Annotated in this window: 17 protein-coding genes; 13 read left to right on the top strand and 4 right to left on the bottom strand. The window is 43.4% G+C overall.

The annotated features are described in order from the left end of the window. The 8 genes from PPM_RS18695 to PPM_RS18660 all read left to right on the top strand — a co-directional run bounded on the left by PPM_RS18695 (position 1) and on the right by PPM_RS18660 (position 6,866). Positions 1-1,194: an MFS transporter gene (locus PPM_RS18695; protein WP_013372350.1), complete on the top strand. Its 1,194-nt coding sequence runs from the start codon at positions 1-3 to the stop codon at positions 1,192-1,194. A 28-nt stretch (positions 1,195-1,222) separates the two neighbouring features. Continuing rightward, the gene (locus PPM_RS18690) at positions 1,223-2,221 is read left to right on the top strand and encodes an AraC family transcriptional regulator (RefSeq protein ID WP_016324605.1); all 999 of its coding nucleotides are present in this window, start codon (positions 1,223-1,225) and stop codon (positions 2,219-2,221) included. A gap of 93 nt (positions 2,222-2,314) precedes the next feature. After that, positions 2,315-3,322 carry a phosphotransferase gene (locus PPM_RS18685; RefSeq protein WP_013372348.1) on the top strand — a complete coding sequence of 336 codons (1,008 nt, stop codon included), beginning with the start codon at positions 2,315-2,317 and terminating at the stop codon, positions 3,320-3,322. A gap of 84 nt (positions 3,323-3,406) precedes the next feature. Beyond that, positions 3,407-4,567 (top strand): immunity 26/phosphotriesterase HocA family protein, encoded by a 1,161-nt coding sequence (locus PPM_RS18680; RefSeq protein ID WP_013372347.1) that lies wholly within the window; start codon positions 3,407-3,409, stop codon positions 4,565-4,567. A 30-nt stretch (positions 4,568-4,597) separates the two neighbouring features. Then, a complete protein-coding gene (locus tag PPM_RS18675; protein WP_013372346.1) occupies positions 4,598-5,116 on the top strand; it encodes a hypothetical protein in 519 nt (172 codons plus the stop codon). Between the two features lie 36 nt (positions 5,117-5,152). After that, complete coding sequence (locus tag PPM_RS18670; RefSeq protein WP_016324603.1) at positions 5,153-5,812, top strand: DUF2625 domain-containing protein; 660 nt, start codon at positions 5,153-5,155, stop codon at positions 5,810-5,812. A gap of 29 nt (positions 5,813-5,841) precedes the next feature. Beyond that, positions 5,842-6,276 carry a hypothetical protein gene (locus PPM_RS18665; RefSeq protein ID WP_013372344.1) on the top strand — a complete coding sequence of 145 codons (435 nt, stop codon included), beginning with the start codon at positions 5,842-5,844 and terminating at the stop codon, positions 6,274-6,276. A 53-nt stretch (positions 6,277-6,329) separates the two neighbouring features. After that, the gene (locus tag PPM_RS18660) at positions 6,330-6,866 is read left to right on the top strand and encodes an SMI1/KNR4 family protein (RefSeq protein WP_013372343.1); all 537 of its coding nucleotides are present in this window, start codon (positions 6,330-6,332) and stop codon (positions 6,864-6,866) included. Between the two features lie 105 nt (positions 6,867-6,971). Here the strand turns inward: PPM_RS18660 and PPM_RS18655 are convergent, their stop codons facing one another. The 3 genes from PPM_RS18655 to PPM_RS18645 form a co-directional block, all read right to left on the bottom strand. After that, entirely contained in the window at positions 6,972-7,556 is a 585-nt protein-coding gene (locus PPM_RS18655) for an RBBP9/YdeN family alpha/beta hydrolase (RefSeq protein WP_013372342.1), read from the bottom strand. Between the two features lie 192 nt (positions 7,557-7,748). Then, positions 7,749-8,318, bottom strand: a complete 570-nt coding sequence (locus PPM_RS18650) for a DUF1697 domain-containing protein (RefSeq protein WP_013372341.1) — start codon at positions 8,316-8,318, stop codon at positions 7,749-7,751. 34 nt (positions 8,319-8,352) lie between these two features. Next, positions 8,353-9,003: a hypothetical protein gene (locus PPM_RS18645; protein WP_013372340.1), complete on the bottom strand. Its 651-nt coding sequence runs from the start codon at positions 9,001-9,003 to the stop codon at positions 8,353-8,355. Between the two features lie 217 nt (positions 9,004-9,220). Between PPM_RS18645 and PPM_RS18640 the strand changes: the two genes are divergently transcribed. From PPM_RS18640 to PPM_RS18625, 4 genes are all read left to right on the top strand, one after another. Beyond that, positions 9,221-10,216, top strand: coding sequence for a hypothetical protein (locus PPM_RS18640; protein ID WP_013372339.1), 996 nt, complete (start codon positions 9,221-9,223; stop codon positions 10,214-10,216). After that, positions 10,213-11,301 (top strand): hypothetical protein, encoded by a 1,089-nt coding sequence (locus PPM_RS18635; RefSeq protein WP_016324602.1) that lies wholly within the window; start codon positions 10,213-10,215, stop codon positions 11,299-11,301. The genes PPM_RS18640 and PPM_RS18635 overlap by 4 nt, the downstream gene beginning before the upstream one ends. Before the next feature lie 83 nt (positions 11,302-11,384). Further along, positions 11,385-12,326, top strand: a complete 942-nt coding sequence (locus PPM_RS18630; protein WP_013372337.1) for an ADP-ribosylglycohydrolase family protein — start codon at positions 11,385-11,387, stop codon at positions 12,324-12,326. A gap of 213 nt (positions 12,327-12,539) precedes the next feature. After that, entirely contained in the window at positions 12,540-13,460 is a 921-nt protein-coding gene (locus PPM_RS18625) for a hypothetical protein (RefSeq protein WP_013372336.1), read from the top strand. A gap of 43 nt (positions 13,461-13,503) precedes the next feature. On the opposite strand, the gene PPM_RS18620 is transcribed toward PPM_RS18625, so the two are convergent. Continuing rightward, positions 13,504-14,073: a TerD family protein gene (locus PPM_RS18620; RefSeq protein WP_013372335.1), complete on the bottom strand. Its 570-nt coding sequence runs from the start codon at positions 14,071-14,073 to the stop codon at positions 13,504-13,506. A 177-nt stretch (positions 14,074-14,250) separates the two neighbouring features. Between PPM_RS18620 and PPM_RS18615 the strand changes: the two genes are divergently transcribed. Beyond that, positions 14,251-16,638 carry a polyprenyl synthetase family protein gene (locus PPM_RS18615; RefSeq protein WP_013372334.1) on the top strand — a complete coding sequence of 796 codons (2,388 nt, stop codon included), beginning with the start codon at positions 14,251-14,253 and terminating at the stop codon, positions 16,636-16,638. Positions 16,639-16,695: the final 57 nt, after the last annotated feature.

Raw genomic sequence — 16,695 nt, 5'->3', positions numbered from 1 at the left:
ATGAATATTAAAAACAAAATATGGTTTAAAACAGCATTGTTGTCCATTTCCTTAGTCCTGACATCAGCGAGTGCTATTTCAGCTATCATCCCGATGATGCTGAACCAATTACCGGGAGTCTCCAGTTCACTGATTGAAAGCATAGTTACAATCCCATCTTTCTCGATGATGCTGTTTGTGCTGTTGAGTGGTCCGATCTCTTCCCGCTTGGGTAAAAAAAATACAGTCCTGCTAGGACTTTTGCTCGTGGTCATCGGCGGAATACTTCCTATGCTCACTACGAACATTACATGGATTCTCGCGTTGCGTTTGGTGTTAGGTGCAGGTCTGGGGATGTTCAATTCGCTGGCTGTCAGTTTAATTAGTGATTTTTTTGAAGGGGACGAACGTGCTCAATTGGTAGGCTTTCAAAGCGCTGTACAAGGGCTCGGAAGCAGCTTGGCTACCTTCGTGGCAGGACAGCTTGCCCTAATCGACTGGCCGTTTGCTTTTTTGTGCTATGCGATCACTATTCCGATCGCACTGTTGTTCTTTTTTATCATTCCTGAACCAGAGCGTGAGGAGCCTACAGCGAGCACGACAGGAACGGGCCACAAGAGCGGGGGAATGTCCCTACCTGTACTTGGATTAGGGGCTGCACTTTTCCTGTTTATGACCTTTATCATGATTGTGTATACCAAAACAGGTATTATGATTGCTGAAAAGAGTATGCCTAACGCAGGGTTTTTAGGGACCGCTTTGACGCTGTTCTCCTTATCAACTATGATTGCAGGCTTCTTGTTCGGTAGAATATATAAATGGTTCAGAAATTACGCACCTTTTATCTCCAGTTTATTAACAGCGACAGGTTTTGTCCTGCTGTGGTTTGCTCAGAATGTGACCATGGTTACGGTTGCCATGCTGATCATTGGCTTTAGCTTTGCGCTGTTTATTCCTTATATTTTTACGATACTAACTAAAATCGTACCTAAAGGCAGTGAGACGATATCTATTTCGATTGCAATGGTAGGCTCCAATTTGGGAGCGTTTGCTTCGCCTTATGTTATCAAGTTAGTTGGGGTGTTGTCTGGGAATGAAACTGCCTCATTTTCCTTTCTTGTCTCTGCGATTGTATTTATGATTGCTGCGCTCCTCTGTCTGGGAATCGCTATTAGAGGAAAGGGAAGCAAAACACAGACGGCAGTTCACAGTTAATGGGAGTCTGAAGGAGGAGTCTGTGTTTATGAACCTTCATGAGCTGGATCAGTTGCTGAGAAGTAAAACTGAAATTGAGCTTTTACAACAGCAAAACAATCAAGTGATTAATGATCTCTCCAAAGAATCGGAAAATGAGCGATTTTTTGATATAAATCAGAATATGTATCGAATGCCTGCTTTATTTTTCTTCGGAGAACATGATATTTATATTAGCAAGCACAACAGGTTTGCTCCGATGCTGGAGCACATGCATGAATTTATTGAATTAAACTATGTTTACTCAGGTAAGTGCAACCAAATCATAGCAGGCAAAGAGATTGAGCTTTGTGAAGGCCAAGTGTGTGTCCTCGATAAGGATGTGCCGCACAGCATCGCACCTTTGGGAGAAAACGATATACTGATTAATATCCTCCTGCAAAGAGAAACGATTTCATCCCTATTTCTACAGCGGCTATCTAAGAAAAAAAGTTTGATCGGCGAGTTTCTTGCCAATTCAGTCCTCCAGCATCAGCATCATAATCACTTTATTATTTTTGAGTCACAGCATAATGAAAACCTTCAATATATATTGCGTAGAATCTTGATCGAATATTTTTCCAGGCAAGAGGATTCCATGGAGCTGGTCAAGGCTTATTTGCCCATTGTATTTGGGGAATTGGTCCGTGTATTGGAAAGCGAGCATAATATTCACTTAAACCAGCAGGAAAGTAATATTACTTCTATTCTGAATTACATGGAAGAGCATTATCAGCATTTAAGCCTCCAGCAATTATCTACTCATTTTAACTACAATAGTACGTATTTAAGTAATAAGTTGAAAAAAGTAACCGGTCTTACTTACACGCAGCTTATTGCCAACATTAAACTTAATGCGGCCTATTCTTTGGTAGTGAATACCAACCTGCCATTCGAAATGATCTTTAAGCAGGTCGGATATAACAGCATGAGTTTTTTCTATAAAAAATTTAAAACAGCGTATGGTGCCACCCCGCAGAATATCCGAAACAAACAAATGAGGAAATAAAGGATACACAAGGACGTCCAATTCTAATGGGCGTCTATATTTGTTATAATAACTGCAAATTCATAAGCGGATGTTTAATAGGGAGGATACATTTTGGAAGCGGTATTAAGACGGCACTGGCCGGAGTGGGACGGGACACTACAGAGACGAACCGGAGGTTGGAATAATACGACGTATTTTGTTAAGAGCGGTGGGCGAAGGGGGGTGCTGCGCATCTACGATACACACAGGGATCGGAACAAAATCGAATTTGAGCATGCGGTTTTGCAGGAACTGAGCAGGCATTCTCTATCATTCAGGGTTCCAATGCCAATCCGAACGATTATGGGAGAGACACTTGTACAGGTTGAGAAGGATAGTGGCAAATATGTGTGTCTGTTCGAATACATAGAAGGCACATCCCCATCGGAGCAGGATCCTAGCTTTGCCTATTCTTTTGGCGAGACAGCTGGCGAATTATCTGCTGCACTTGCAACACTTAATTTTGATATGACTCCAGTCTACCGGCCGTATTATGCTTTGCAGCAATCCTATCCATTATGTAACCGGGAAGTAATCCAAGGCTTTTGTTTAAACCCGCCGGAGCCTCTAAAAGATTTACATGAGGAGCTGCGTTTGATAGGAAAAGTATATGAAGAGATTATAGATTCACTTCATGCATTGGAAGACTTGCCGCATCAGCTTGTACATGGAGATTTGAACGCTTCCAATTTGTTGGTAAAAGATTCTGACCCTAGTCAGGTGGCTGCACTGCTTGATTTTGAATTTTGTACGCTGGACGTTCGGGCCATGGATCCGGCGGTCATTTTATCAGGATTTTTGGGACAACCGGAGGAAACGACAGCTGTTCGTGATTTTTGCCGGGGCTTCAGCCGTCAGGTTCGTTTAAGCCAATCCGAGGTTGACGCTTTGCCTGTGTTAATGCTGCTTAGGAAGGTAGACGTTTTTCTTCATTTTGTGAGTCGCTTTCTGGAAGGAACAGATCAGCCACACGTGCTGCAAGAACAGATCAAACAGATCACGGCCGACTTGCTCCAACTGTCTACCAGCAGTAGCTGGATTCAGGAGGAGTTGGTCCAAGCTGGAACAATGTATGAATAAACGAGCTACATGCCGTGTTATGTTATAATTTCTGGAATAACAGAAATGAAGTCTACTGAATTATACTCGGAACAGGAGGAGCAGATGAATAGTTGGTTAACGAACGCGTTACGACCCTATTTTGGGCTGGAGACGCTGGAAGAACATTGGGACGTAGTAGAAATTAAAGAAGGATATTTTATTTGCATGGATGGAGATGTTATTCGCAAGCGAATTTCTTCCAAAGAGGATGCTTATGGAGAAGCTGATGTAGAGATTTTTACTCGTGATCGGGCATTTGTTCTGCCTAAAACGGCTCGTGGCAAAGAGAAAAAACTGAATTATACAAGTGTTTCGAGCATCACAGCAGAAGGTGTGTCCTTTTCAGCAGGCATTCGAAGAGATCGTAATATTAGTTATGTTACTGCTGTGAATAGCAAAACTGGCGTGAGATTGCCCATCACTGGATGTGAGCATTTACATAGTAAAGAAGAGATCATCGATTGGCTTCAACGTTACCCGTCGCTTGTGCCTAACGACTATGATCGTAAGCTGGAACGATTGAAGCATAGGAAAAACCTGCGTTATAAAACCATTCCGGGAGACATCTTTCGCGTGGAAATAGACCTTTTTACAGATGGCTATGTACTGGTCGTCGGAGATTTGCGCCAAATGCAAAAGGATCAGTTGTTTGCAAAGGAGAGCATATGGAACAGTGTCATGACGATGCCTTTATTCGTACGTCCGTATTTGTGTACAAGTCGTGACCGTTCAATAACTTTGGAATCCATCACGGCCGCCCCGTTATCTGATACAACCTGGATTGTCATGGATGATTCCTTTATGCGAGGGTCCTACGAGCGGATAGGGCATAAAGCGTTGGCGGAAGAGGATATTGTGTTTCCGATTGGTTACGGCAGTAGCATAGATAGCAGTAAAGAAAGAATATATAGACTCTCCTGGGGAACGGGCACAATTTCCAAACCGGAAGGGAAGACAGTCTTCAAGTCTTCGCGCGAATTGTTAAATAATGGTGTATATTCAGGTGTCATTGCAGACTGTTTTGGTCCTTGGGAAGAGCGGGAGTGGCACCACACGCTGGATAACCCGTTGTATCGGGAAGAGCGCCGAAAAGCACTGGCCGAATTCGGATTCCCGGAAGACATTTCGTACGATGAGTTCAACCGCCAAACAGGAGGCCTGACGCGTTCGGAATATCTCGCATATTTGACAAGGACTTATAGCGGAAAAAGAAAGATGAAATGACACGGTTATACATCCTTTTAGGAGGTACGAATGAAATATCTTAAAGATTGTCCGGAACCAGGCATGGGAACCTGGTACTTTGAAATAGATTCAAACGGCGTAGCTTATCGGCAAATTGTGATCCAGGATGATGGCACGTATATTGCTTCTAATCGTAAGCACGAGCAATATCATTTCTTGTTAGCCGAGAAAGCGATTGATGATACAGAGCCCTATTATACGAAAATTACAAAAAAAGAGTTTGAAGAAGTCTGGTCCAACAATCTTCACACCTCCAACAAGGAATGGCATCAAGTCAAAACCGCACTGCCGGTTGGGACTAAGGTAACTGGATATATTGAAGCCTTTTTTCCACACGGAACACTAATTCATATTTTCCAGCACAATGCAGTCGGATTGGCAGACACCCATTCATATGCGGAAAAGACCCCATCCGAGTGGATGTATCCGAGGCATGAGGTCACGGCGATTGTCCAAGGCTACGACGAGCTGAATCAGTGGGTGATTTTAGAGCAAACGCAAGTTTTCAAAAATAAGTTCACAGGTTGAAAAAATGGATCTTGGAATACAGGAAGGGGAATGAACATGCATACATTAACGGTGGATGAGCTAATGGATCAGGACAACCATGCATGGGAAGAGGTCAGAAACATTCTGCAAGAAGGGAATAATCCATATCGCATTGTACTGGCAGAATCGGAATCTGTTAGGGGAGATTCGCTCTACCGTTTGCAAGTGAGCACAAAATCGTACTTGGGAACGGTTGCCTATGAAACAGGAGGGATCATATTTGACCACGGATGGATCACCTTACTGGGTGCAGGTGGGCCCGGAGTTTACGGTAGTTTGGCTTCGTGGAACGGGCTGCAAGAGCCAGCGAGCGTTCCTGCACTTGGGGGAATGCTGATTGTGGCCTATGATGCAGCAGGTGGCTTCTTTGGATTGGATACAGGAAAGTTTGGACGGAGCGGCCATATCTACTATTTTGCACCGGATGCATTGGAGTGGGAATCCACTGAGCTGGCCTATTCCGGTTTCTTGAGCTGGTTGGCTGAGGGAGATTTGGGCTTGTTCTACCAGACATTCCGTTGGAATGGTTGGCAGTCGGATATGGAGCAACTTCAGCCAGGAGAGATATTTGCTTATTATCCGCCGCTATGGACTCAGGAAGGTGGCGGAGAGACCAGCCACAAATCACCTATAGCAATAACAGAAGCGTGGCAGGCGGCGACGGATCGGGAATAGCCGCGAGTGGGGAGGGGGGACATAGGATCATGAATCATTCCATTCAATCCAAACTGATGCAGCTGAATGAAATACTTTCTCAAAATAACATTGACCATTACTACATTTATGATTATACAAGTCGCCCCAAGCTGGTACTAGCAGGGAGCTTTGACTTTAGCTATTATCACAACATAGAGATTACATTTTACGAGGTCTCGTTTCTTTCCTGTCCGGGCGGTGTATTTTCAATTGAATGCTTTAGACTGGCTAATGACAAGGAATTGGAAATGTTAAAAACCGTCTCTTACGGATTTCTTGAGGGGCCTGTGATTTGTATGGAGGATCAAACGTTTGGTACCCGATTTTTCATTGCTACTGAAAGCTTGGATTACGAGCTCAAGACCGTTTTTTACTATAAACGTGAGAACCTTCAACCTCATGAAAGTGTGGCTGAATGGGTTGAAAAAGATGGAAAAGGTTGAAAAAGGTACTAACAACAACTTTTAGAGACATCAAGGTAGGGAGGTTGGTTATTATGTGGAGTATTCATTTTGAGCAACAGTTTGTAAAATGCCCGGAAGCAACTGGTGAACAAATCGCGATTTTTTTGAGCACATGGAACATCAAGCTATCGGAGCAGGAGATTCGCGAAATCCAACAAAGACAAGTGAACCCTTTTCCGAAATCGTCTCCATTTTATGATCAATATAAACCGCTAGATCCTGTTAGCTGGCATTTGCCCCAAGGACAATTTCCTGATAGTTACATAGAATTGCTGAAATATTCTAATGGCGGTGAATTTCAGAATGGAGAACGTTATTTCCAGTTTTTCAATACTGAAGATTTGAGAGAAATGAACCTTGCCTACGAGCTGCCAGAGTATATGCCGGGTGCCGTGTCGTTTGCGATGGATGGATGCGGTAACCATTATATGTTTGATATGAGAGAGGAAAAAAGAAACAATGAATATCCCATTCTTTTTGCTCATTCTGGTAGCTTGGGGTATGACGAATGTGAACAGGTTGCTCATTCTTTTATGGAGCTATGCACGGAAAAATGGGCATTGTATTAATATCTTGACTAAACATACGCTTTATTTTCCATAGCTCATCCAGTAGAAAATGTAAAACCCGCAAGCTGGACCCTTTTGCTAGGTCTATTTTGCGGGTTATTAACGCTACTTATTTTCATTCATCATTTCTATTAAAACTTGATAGACGATCGGTAAAGTGGTAAAGCCGTCACTCTGTAAAAAGTGCCCCCCATGATCTACTTCGTGGAAATCAGCCTGCATATCTTCCGCTAGTTTCTTACTAAGTGCAAAGGGGACAATTGCGTCGTCCTTTGAAGCTATAACTACACGTGCTTTTAGCGAATCCGTGATCTGCTGATGATCCAAATGGTCATTTGTAAATTCATTTAATGACGGCAGGCTTGGCACTGGGTCAGTAAAACCGGAAACGAAAACGGTGCCACCTAGTGGTTCCGGGATGTTGACTTGCTGCAGGTATCTTAATATGGATACACAACCCAAGCTATGACCAATAAAATAGATGTCTTTATGTAGGGCTTTAATATTTTGCAATAGGTGCTCAATCCACTCATTAAGTTTGGGGGCTTGCGAGTTGGGCATATCTAGTATATTTACCGAAACCCCGTCTTCCTGTAATTTATCTTGTAACCAAGGAAACCAATGATCTGTTGGCGAAGCTGTGTAGCCGTGGATTATATATACTTGTTTTTGATTTTGTAGGTTTGTCACAGTGTTTTTTCTCCCATTATTCAGTGTTTAGTTCATGCTGATGATAGGTGTCCCTCTACGTCTGAGAACCCTTCCAGTTTAGCAAAATCTCTATGCCTATAGTATCAGAAATTGTTGATTATATAGATAATTTTTTTAATGAGTTTTGGCGAGTTTTTGATCTTGCCTATCCCTATTTAATCACGACTACAGTCATGCGTCCATATCCTGCAACTCTTCTTGTTCAGCCATTTGCATCAGTTTATAAATCTGCCGTGCTGTGTTCACATTCCGCACCGTCATTTGCTGATACAGCTTGGTGCCGACTAATTTTGTTAACCCGCTTTTTGTGACTTGTTCCTTGCTGACAGAAAACAGAATGGCTCCGGTCGTATACATGACATGCCCAATTCCCGGTTTTAAAGGAAGCTTGTCCAGAACGGAAATACTGTTAATTTCATCCCACAGAAACATTACGTCACTTTTCATCTGTGTATCATTAGCCCATTCATTCGGCAGGGCCCCCATAATGCTCTGAATCTCCTTCATATTACGGACGATGACGCGGATAGGTAAGCTAAAATCCTCCAGAATCGCCTGTTCCAGTACGAGCGATAGCTCCTGGTTGGGCCGCTCCTGACTGGAAAAAATAATGTTTCCAGAATTAATGTAAGTCGTCACATGCCCCATACCTGCATGTTCAAACGTTTGCTTGAGCTTCTTCATCTCGATCTTGTTGTTGCCGCCGACATTGATGCCCCGCAGTAATGCGATATAGATCATAAAAAGCCCCACCTCTCTTTAACCAATAGGATTTCTAACAAAAGGATAGGTAATTCAGCAAATACGTGGTTTGGTTTTCGCCCAACAAATGATGCAGCAATGGTTTTACGTGCTCGATATATGCTGCTTTGGTTTCGTATGTATCTTCATCTATCAATTCTCCCTTAAAGGTACAGGCACCTTCAATCAGGATGGAAAGAGCCGTAAAGAAGTTAGCTAAAGATTTGGCAACCTGCCGAGCTGCGCCACCTTCAATAGCAGCATATACAGGGGAATCGGGTGCGCTAGTATCGACAATGAGTGGATCGTCATTAAACGTGGCAATTACAACATGATGGGAGGGCCACGAAGAAGACTCTTGGACAAGCTCACCCGATGTAATCCAGCGATAGCCTAGCTGTTGGCGATATAAATGTTCTGGTGCGGCAAAAAAGAGAACAGCAGCATCCCCAATTTCAACGGCTGCATTTTTTAATTTGTGTGTTCCCGCTGCCTTGGCATCAATCAATTCATAATGGCTATATAGGTACTCAAGCTCAGGGGATATAGGTATGCGGTTGTCCCAGCAATCTGTCAGGTTCTCCGTCCGGGGCTGGATGTCGTGGTCTTGGAACAGCCCGTGGGCTGCATTATACAAGTCTTGTTGTTGTACAAACCGGGCCAGAGCTTCGCTTAGCTGTTTCATAGGTGTTCATTCCTTTCTAATCGCAGACTATGACCTTCGTCATAACGTTTCATTCCTAGCATAAAGATATCATAATATAAAAAGGAAGAACATACGTTTCTCTATTTTATGTCACCTTGCCAGTCGATCCAGATTAATTTTACAATATAGGAGTTCGGATTAATGTGTTATGCCAGGTTCAACATGAAGTTTGTCTTGCTGTGCAAGGAGGAGAGAAATGTCTTTTTCTAAAATATACGATTACAAATTAAGAGCCTATTTTAATGAGCGTATTTCTGATTTAAGTCATGAAGATCTATTTTATTCCTATCCTGATCAAGAGCAAAATTTAAGAATATTAACTCTGAATATAAATGAGCAGGATCATATTTCTTTAGTGCGATGGCATGATTTATTTGACAGGTCGTTATTTACAAAAATGGATCATCCCATTCTAAGCGTAGCAGATGCTGAACGTCTGATTCGATTGCTTTCGCTCATTTTTAACATTTTTGATATACATAAAGATATTGCTTATAGCCAAAAAAACTTATGTTGTGTTTATTATCAATATCAAGTTTCACATCTAGCAGAGAGAGGGAATGAATTCTCGCCTACTCAGGACAGGCTACTTTTTCTTCACCAACTCTTATTTGAACTGGGTTTAGGGGATGACATTTATGATCGTCTAACGATTGAAAATAATAAGCTGATGTACAGCATGGAAGACGCACGGCAGTATGATATGCATATTCTAATTGACATTTTGCATGAGCATATTAACAAAAATGAGATGGATATAGATACCCGAGCAGCGCTAGGAAAAATAAAAAATTTGCAAGGTCAGTTGGTCAGCTTCATCCTAGGCAGTCATGATGTATATGATTTTCCGTATGACGATTTCAACAAGCCGTTTGCAGAAGCAACGATGTTTATACATGCCTATAACTCTAATAAAAATAGGGTATTAGAGGTGCTGATCGACTGTATAAATGAGCATCAATCGCCAACAGAGAAGTTCATCTCCAATTTGATCTTGATGAATTACTCCTATTTTATTCTCAAAAGTAATCCTAGCGAAATTACATATTTTAAATGTTTCTGCAAGAAAAAACCGGGAGTTTTTATGAAAGTATTATCTGCATTGCTTGAAATCAGATTTTTTATCGATAAATCCAGCTTCACAAATACGGGTATAAATTATTATTTATCCAGATTAAAAGGGGTTAAATGATGCCATTTCATCACGTTTCTTTACCTGATTTACCACAGACTATCGGACGTCTTACGGCCATTCATCCACTAAAGGGTGGCTCTCAGGGAAGCATAACCCTGCTAGCACTAAACACACAGGCAGAACTGTGGAGACTAGAACTTCGCTCTGGCAGCGCAGAATTATGCACACATATTTGTATTCCTGATTTTAATCCCCTGCAACCTGTCCAAATGGTTACCAGTCCTGACGGCAAGTACGTGGCGATCTCCAATCGATTTGGCCGACATGCGGCAGTGTATGATTTAGTCCATGCTCAAGAAAAAATGCAATTATCACGGGACGAATACCACTACGATAAAAGTATGTTTCCCCTGGCATTTGTTCATCGAGATGGTGCATGTATCCTTGTTCATGGGACGGAATGGAACCGGCTGGATCTGACGGATGTAGAAACCGGGATGCTTTTGACAGCAAGACCAACCCCTGTTTATAACAGCGAAAGAAAAGATGAGCATTATCTAAATTATTTTCATGGGAGGCTCCTGACTTCTCCAGAGGGAAAGTGGATTGCGGATACGGGATGGGTATGGGCTCCATTAGGAGTAGTCCGAACTTGGTCCTTATCTAATTGGCTGCTGAACTCATGGGAATCGGAGAATGGTCCGTCAGTTCGCCATCTTTGGCAAACCATAGATTGGGATGGGCCAGTATGTTGGACAGGACCCGATAGATTGGCGGTTTGGGGACAGATGGATGCCGATTTACTGGAGGAGGAAGATTGGGGAGAGGAAGGAGTGGAACCGGCGGTTGTCCTATTCGATATGACTCAGCCAGGGTACCGACGTGTGCTTCCTGCGATCCCGCCTCTAAATTGTAAGCCTGATGAATACGGGATTTACCCATATCCCCAAGCGGATATGGCCGTTTCCGGTGACCGATTATTCTTGTGGGGAAAAGGAGTACCGCTCCAGGTATGGCGGCTTTCAAGCGGTGTGAGGGAATATGTAGATACGGTGCGATTTCCACTCATTTACCATCATGAGGCAGGGATTTTCATTGAATTAAATCCAGATAGCGGTTGTACAGCCTTAAGCTACGAATAAACGACGGTATCGGACTTTCTTCCTTCCTAGTGTATGGGAAAATATGCATTAGCTATAACAATTATAAAGGAGCTTAGATCAAAATGGCACTGATCAAGGATCGTTTTTATGGAAGTCTCGCTGGACTGGCCGTGGGTGATGCTTTGGGAACCACTGTGGAATTCAGCAGTCCAGGTACATTTGAACCTGTAACGGATATCGTGGGCGGCGGTGTCTTTGGGTTAAAGCCGGGGCAGTGGACCGACGATACGTCTATGGCACTTTGTTTAGCCGAGAGTATGGTGCAAAAAGATAGCTTTGATCCAGCGGACCAAATGCGTCGCTACACCAATTGGTATCACCTGGGATATATGAGTAGCACGGGAACGTGTTTTGATATCGGTGGTGCGACGAGAGCAGCACTGCATCGCTTCGAGGCCACTGGAGAGCCGTATAGTGGGTCCGTTGACCCCATGACTGCCGGTAATGGTTCGATTATGAGGCTTGCACCTGTTGCAATGGCCTATGCGAACCGTCCGGAAGAGGCAGTGATGTACGCCGAGCTGAGCTCGCGAACCACCCATGGAGCAGTCGAAAGTGTGGAGGCCTGTGCTGTGCTTGCTTCAATCCTTGTGGCAGGTCTGCGGGGAGCGGACAAAGAATCCATGTTATCAGCCGACATCTGCTATAAGTGGCGGCGGCAGGAACAGCCAGCTTATTCGGCAGCCATTGAAGAAATCATTCAGGGATCTTACAAGGATAAGGAGCCGCCCGAAATACAGGGAACCGGCTATGTCATTCGTTCCCTTGAGGCTGCGCTGTGGGCATTTCACCATTCGACTTCGTTTGAAGAGGGGGCACTACTGGCCGTAAATCTGGGGGATGACGCCGATACGACCGGGGCGGTGTATGGGCAAATTGCAGGAGCTTATTACGGACAAAGCGGTATCCCGAGTCACTGGCTCGAGAAGCTGGCGATGAAGGAGACTATTGATGAGCTGACGGAGGCTTTATGGCAGAAGGCCGACAAGGGCCAGATACTTTAAGAGGGACATCTATAAAGATCAAGCTGGGTTGCTTTTCTTATGAAGCAGAACCCAGCTTTTTTTGTTGACTATATTTTTGCCGATGGCTCATCCTTTGGGATTACTATCCATATCGCCATACTTCCGCCCTCCTCAGTTACATGTCGTTATGACAAAATGAAGTCCAGTACAAATAACACTTCACTTTACTAATCTTTTAGAGGAGGAACTACGTTGTCACATCTAAATAAACAGCTTCATTCATTTGTCGATATTTCCAACTATACTAAAGGGTTTGAGATTGTTTCAACCCAATTTGGCCCTGATGGGCGCGTGTATATTTTGCTAATTGATAAAGTCCCAGAACGAGTGCGGGGGATGTTCCCGCCTGCCTCTCTTAAAGAGAGACGTACTTACAAGATACTCATTCTAGACGATCATATTGAAGAAGTGTATATGGAGGGACAGCAGTTTAACTATCATTATGTACAGCCTCTACATCATCATCTACTGCTCGTCGGAGCGCGATGTCATTGTTATGGATCCGGGCAATATGATTTAAATGGTAAAATTATTGATTATGAAGGCCGTACTGTGAATGAACTGCTGCTTGGGGACGGTATCCAGAGTGTTCAGGTTACAGGGGAAGGTACGATCTGGACCAGCTATTTTGATGAAGGTATATTTGGGAATTATGGTTGGAATGAGCCTGTGGGGTCCTCCGGCCTTGTCGCCTGGAATAAAGAGGGTCACAAAATATATGAAAACCAAGCGGCAGATATTCATGATTGCTATGCTTTGAACGTAGTCAGCGAACAGGAAATCTGGTTTTATTACTATTCAGATTTTTCATTAGGGTGCATTTCCGGTAGCGATCGTACGAAGATTACGTTTATGAATCCGAGCATTTCCGGTTGCTCTGGGGTGGCTACAGATGGGTATCACTTTTTGTTCGACGGCGGGTATAGAAAAAATGGCCAATATGTCTTGAAAAAGAATGTGAAGCCAGGTAGCTTGAGCAAAGGACAACACATTCGTTTTTTAAATGACGAGCAAGAGTTCCTTCAGCCGCACGAACAGGATTTCCGAAAAGACCGCCTGCTGCTCCGAGAAGGTTCTCTGCTGTATCAGGTGACTATAGGAGAGTTAGCGTAAAAACCCACGTTAGACGTGGGTTTTTCCTTAACATCAAAAATGCTTATTCATACGTTTTGACAAGCTCATTCAGGGAGGTAATGGTGCTTCCTTCTCCAATAGCACCGAATTTCCACTCCCCTCCATAGCGGTATACTTCACCTACACGGATACTACACATCCCTTTATAGTCCTCTGTCAAGTTGTATCGGAGAATCTCTTCATCTTGCGACGCATCCAATATTCGAATATAAGCATTGTTTACCATACTGAAATCCTTACGTCTACCAAAACTAAAAAAACGGAATATATTCACTATAAATACGACTCTATGCACTTCAGGTGGTAGTTTTTGGAGGGATACGGTAATGACTTCATCATCACCGTCACCATGTCCTGTCAAGTTGTCACCACTATGTACGATGGCCCCGCAAGGGCTATTTTTATTTCCGAAATATACTAGATTTTTCGTCTGAGTTAGCTTGCCGTTCTCATTAAGAAGCAGCGCTGACGCATCAATATCCATGTTTCTACCCTTCATAGGGTCCCATCCAAGCCCTACTTTCAGCACGGATAAGTGTGGATTATTTTTGGTTAGGTCTACCTTCTGCCCTTTAACTAGACTAATACTCAACGTTATGCCCCCTTATCATTATTTTCGTTCTACTCTGAAATTGTAGCATATATATAGAAGGATATAATCTATTCGTAACTTCACAGACTTTATTCCGTATAAAGATAAAAACATGATCCAAATTCGTTCCCTCAGGGAGAAATGCAACCATGTTTAACAAAATGAGAAGTTGAGGTAATGCATCATATGAATGAAAAATTTCAAGCCGATACAGGATATCAGCTGGCTGAACAGAAGGCGCTTCAGTATTTTGCATCACTCTATAATCAGGTCAAGGATAAAACTTATGTGACCTCTCTTACAGAAGATATCCATAGATGGAAAAGGAATCATATCCATTCTTCTTCATGGTTATCCTTCTTTTCGCGGAATAAGAGAAAGCCGGATACCCGGGATTACTACAGATATATTCAATGGCTGAGTTACACAGGGAAACTGGATGATTATCTGAAGCGGAGTGTCTCTTATATTTACATGAGGGATCTAGGCAAGGCTCTGGATTCTGCCGACACACAGACCCGGATTCAGCGCGTCATTGCTGACGTAAAAAGATATTTGCTTCAACCCACCCATGCTAACAGGAGAGATCAACCGGAGTTTATGAATTTAGCGGGGGTGTATCGGTGGTCTCAAAAGGAAGGGATCGAAACCACTGTAATCTGGCTAATCAACAAGCTTAACGCTGTATCTTCTCATATTCCTGAGGAAATGGATGCAGAGCATGCCCAGCGGAAACTGATTAAAATCATCATTGGGGTTATTCTGCATGTGATGGAAGAAATGGACGAAGCCGTGTCACCTGTTGAACGTTCGCGCAGGCTGGATGAAGCCATCAGGCTTGGGTATTCCTATGGGCTGACCTATCCTTTTATTGATGATCTGCTCGATTCTCAGCTGTTGACCGTTCAAGAGAAAGAACAATATTCCCATATGATACGTACCGCGCTTCTTACCGGATCTGTGCCAGAACTAGGCGACTGGTCCGGCGATCATATGAAGTTCATTCGCTATATCCATTCGGAGCTCTCGTATGCTTTTGAGTATATTAAGGCACATCAGCAGCCAGACACACAGCAAACCTTTTTCGAGCAGTCCTATGTTTTTTTTCATTCTCAAGATATCGACCGGGATAAGGATCTAACGCGAACTCATTACACCAATGAAGAACTTTATATACCCGTTATTTTAAAATCTGCTTCTTCCCGCTTGATTGTCCGTTCCGTCATTAGTGCTCCTGAGGATGAAGGGTTTGAGCAACGAACATTCTATTATGGTATCTATAACCAGCTTGCTGATGATTTTGCGGATATGGCTGACGATATGAGAGACGGTGCAGTAACCCCCTATACCTATTATTTAAAATATCATCAGCAAAGATCGGATTTGATCAATCCCTTCGAACTATACTGGGCGGTCATTTCTAATTTGATCCATAACGTGTATCATTCCGATGCCACGGCTCGTGAGGTGATACTGGACCGTGCAATAAATGGACTCAAACGTTATAAAGAACGAGTAGGTGCAGAAAAGTACAATGAGATAATGGAGATTTTTGCATCCGGGAATCCTGAATTCAAACGTCTCGTTCAGAAAATGGTGGGCAAAGCAGAGGATGTAGATTTCTTCGATAAGCTGCTTCGGGACCAGATGATTACCCATCTGAAAAACGATTCGAGGGAAAAGGAAGACTTTATGAATACGGTCAAAACAGTCCGTGATCAGATTAACAACCAATTGAAAATTACCAAGCCTTCTGGGATCGAGGCCATGAAAGAACAGCTTATTGATGCTGCCAATTATAGTCTTGAGGGGGATGGGAAAAGGATACGCCCTATATTGACCTGGGTCATGGGTGTGAACGAATATGGCTTAGACGCATTGGCAATCGTGCCTCTTCTAAGATCATTGGAATATATGCATACAGCCTCCCTGATTTTTGATGATTTGCCTTCCCAGGATAACGCGTCTACCCGTAGAGGGCGTCAGACATTACATCAGGTGCACAATAGCGCTACTGCGGAATTAACCGGACTATATCTGATCCAGAAGGCCATCGGGGAGCAAGCATCACTGAGTCAGTTCAACGCTGAGACTGTGCTTGCCTTGATCCAATACTCGGCCCGTAAGGCAGAGGATATGTGTATGGGTCAGGCGATGGATCTGGATTCCAAAGGAAAGGCTTTGACCTTGGAGCAGCTGAATATGATGTGCTTTTACAAAACAGGAGTGGCGTTCGAGGCTTGTCTCGTTATGCCAGCCATGCTTGCACAGACCGAGGAATCAGAGATTGCTGCTTTGCAGAAATTCGCCTATCATATGGGGATTGCTTTTCAGATCAAAGATGATTTGCTTGATGTGGAAGGAGATACGCACTTACTTGGAAAACCTGTGGGTCAGGATTCGGATAACAATAATTCAAATTTCGTGTCCATCCTTGGCTATGAAGGTGCTAGTAAAGAGATGTGGGGGCACTACTGTCTTGCCATGGAAGCATTAAAAGAGGTGCCCCGCAATATCTCTTTTTTGAAGCATCTAATGAATTATATTGTGAACCGGGATCGTTAAAAAGAGTTGTGTCCCATGACTCCATAGGAGTGGTGGGGTGATTGTACGTTGAGACAG

This window comes from Paenibacillus polymyxa M1 (assembly GCF_000237325.1).
GTDB classification, from domain to species: domain Bacteria; phylum Bacillota; class Bacilli; order Paenibacillales; family Paenibacillaceae; genus Paenibacillus; species Paenibacillus polymyxa_C.
This window is presented reverse-complemented; position numbering and strand designations above follow the sequence as displayed.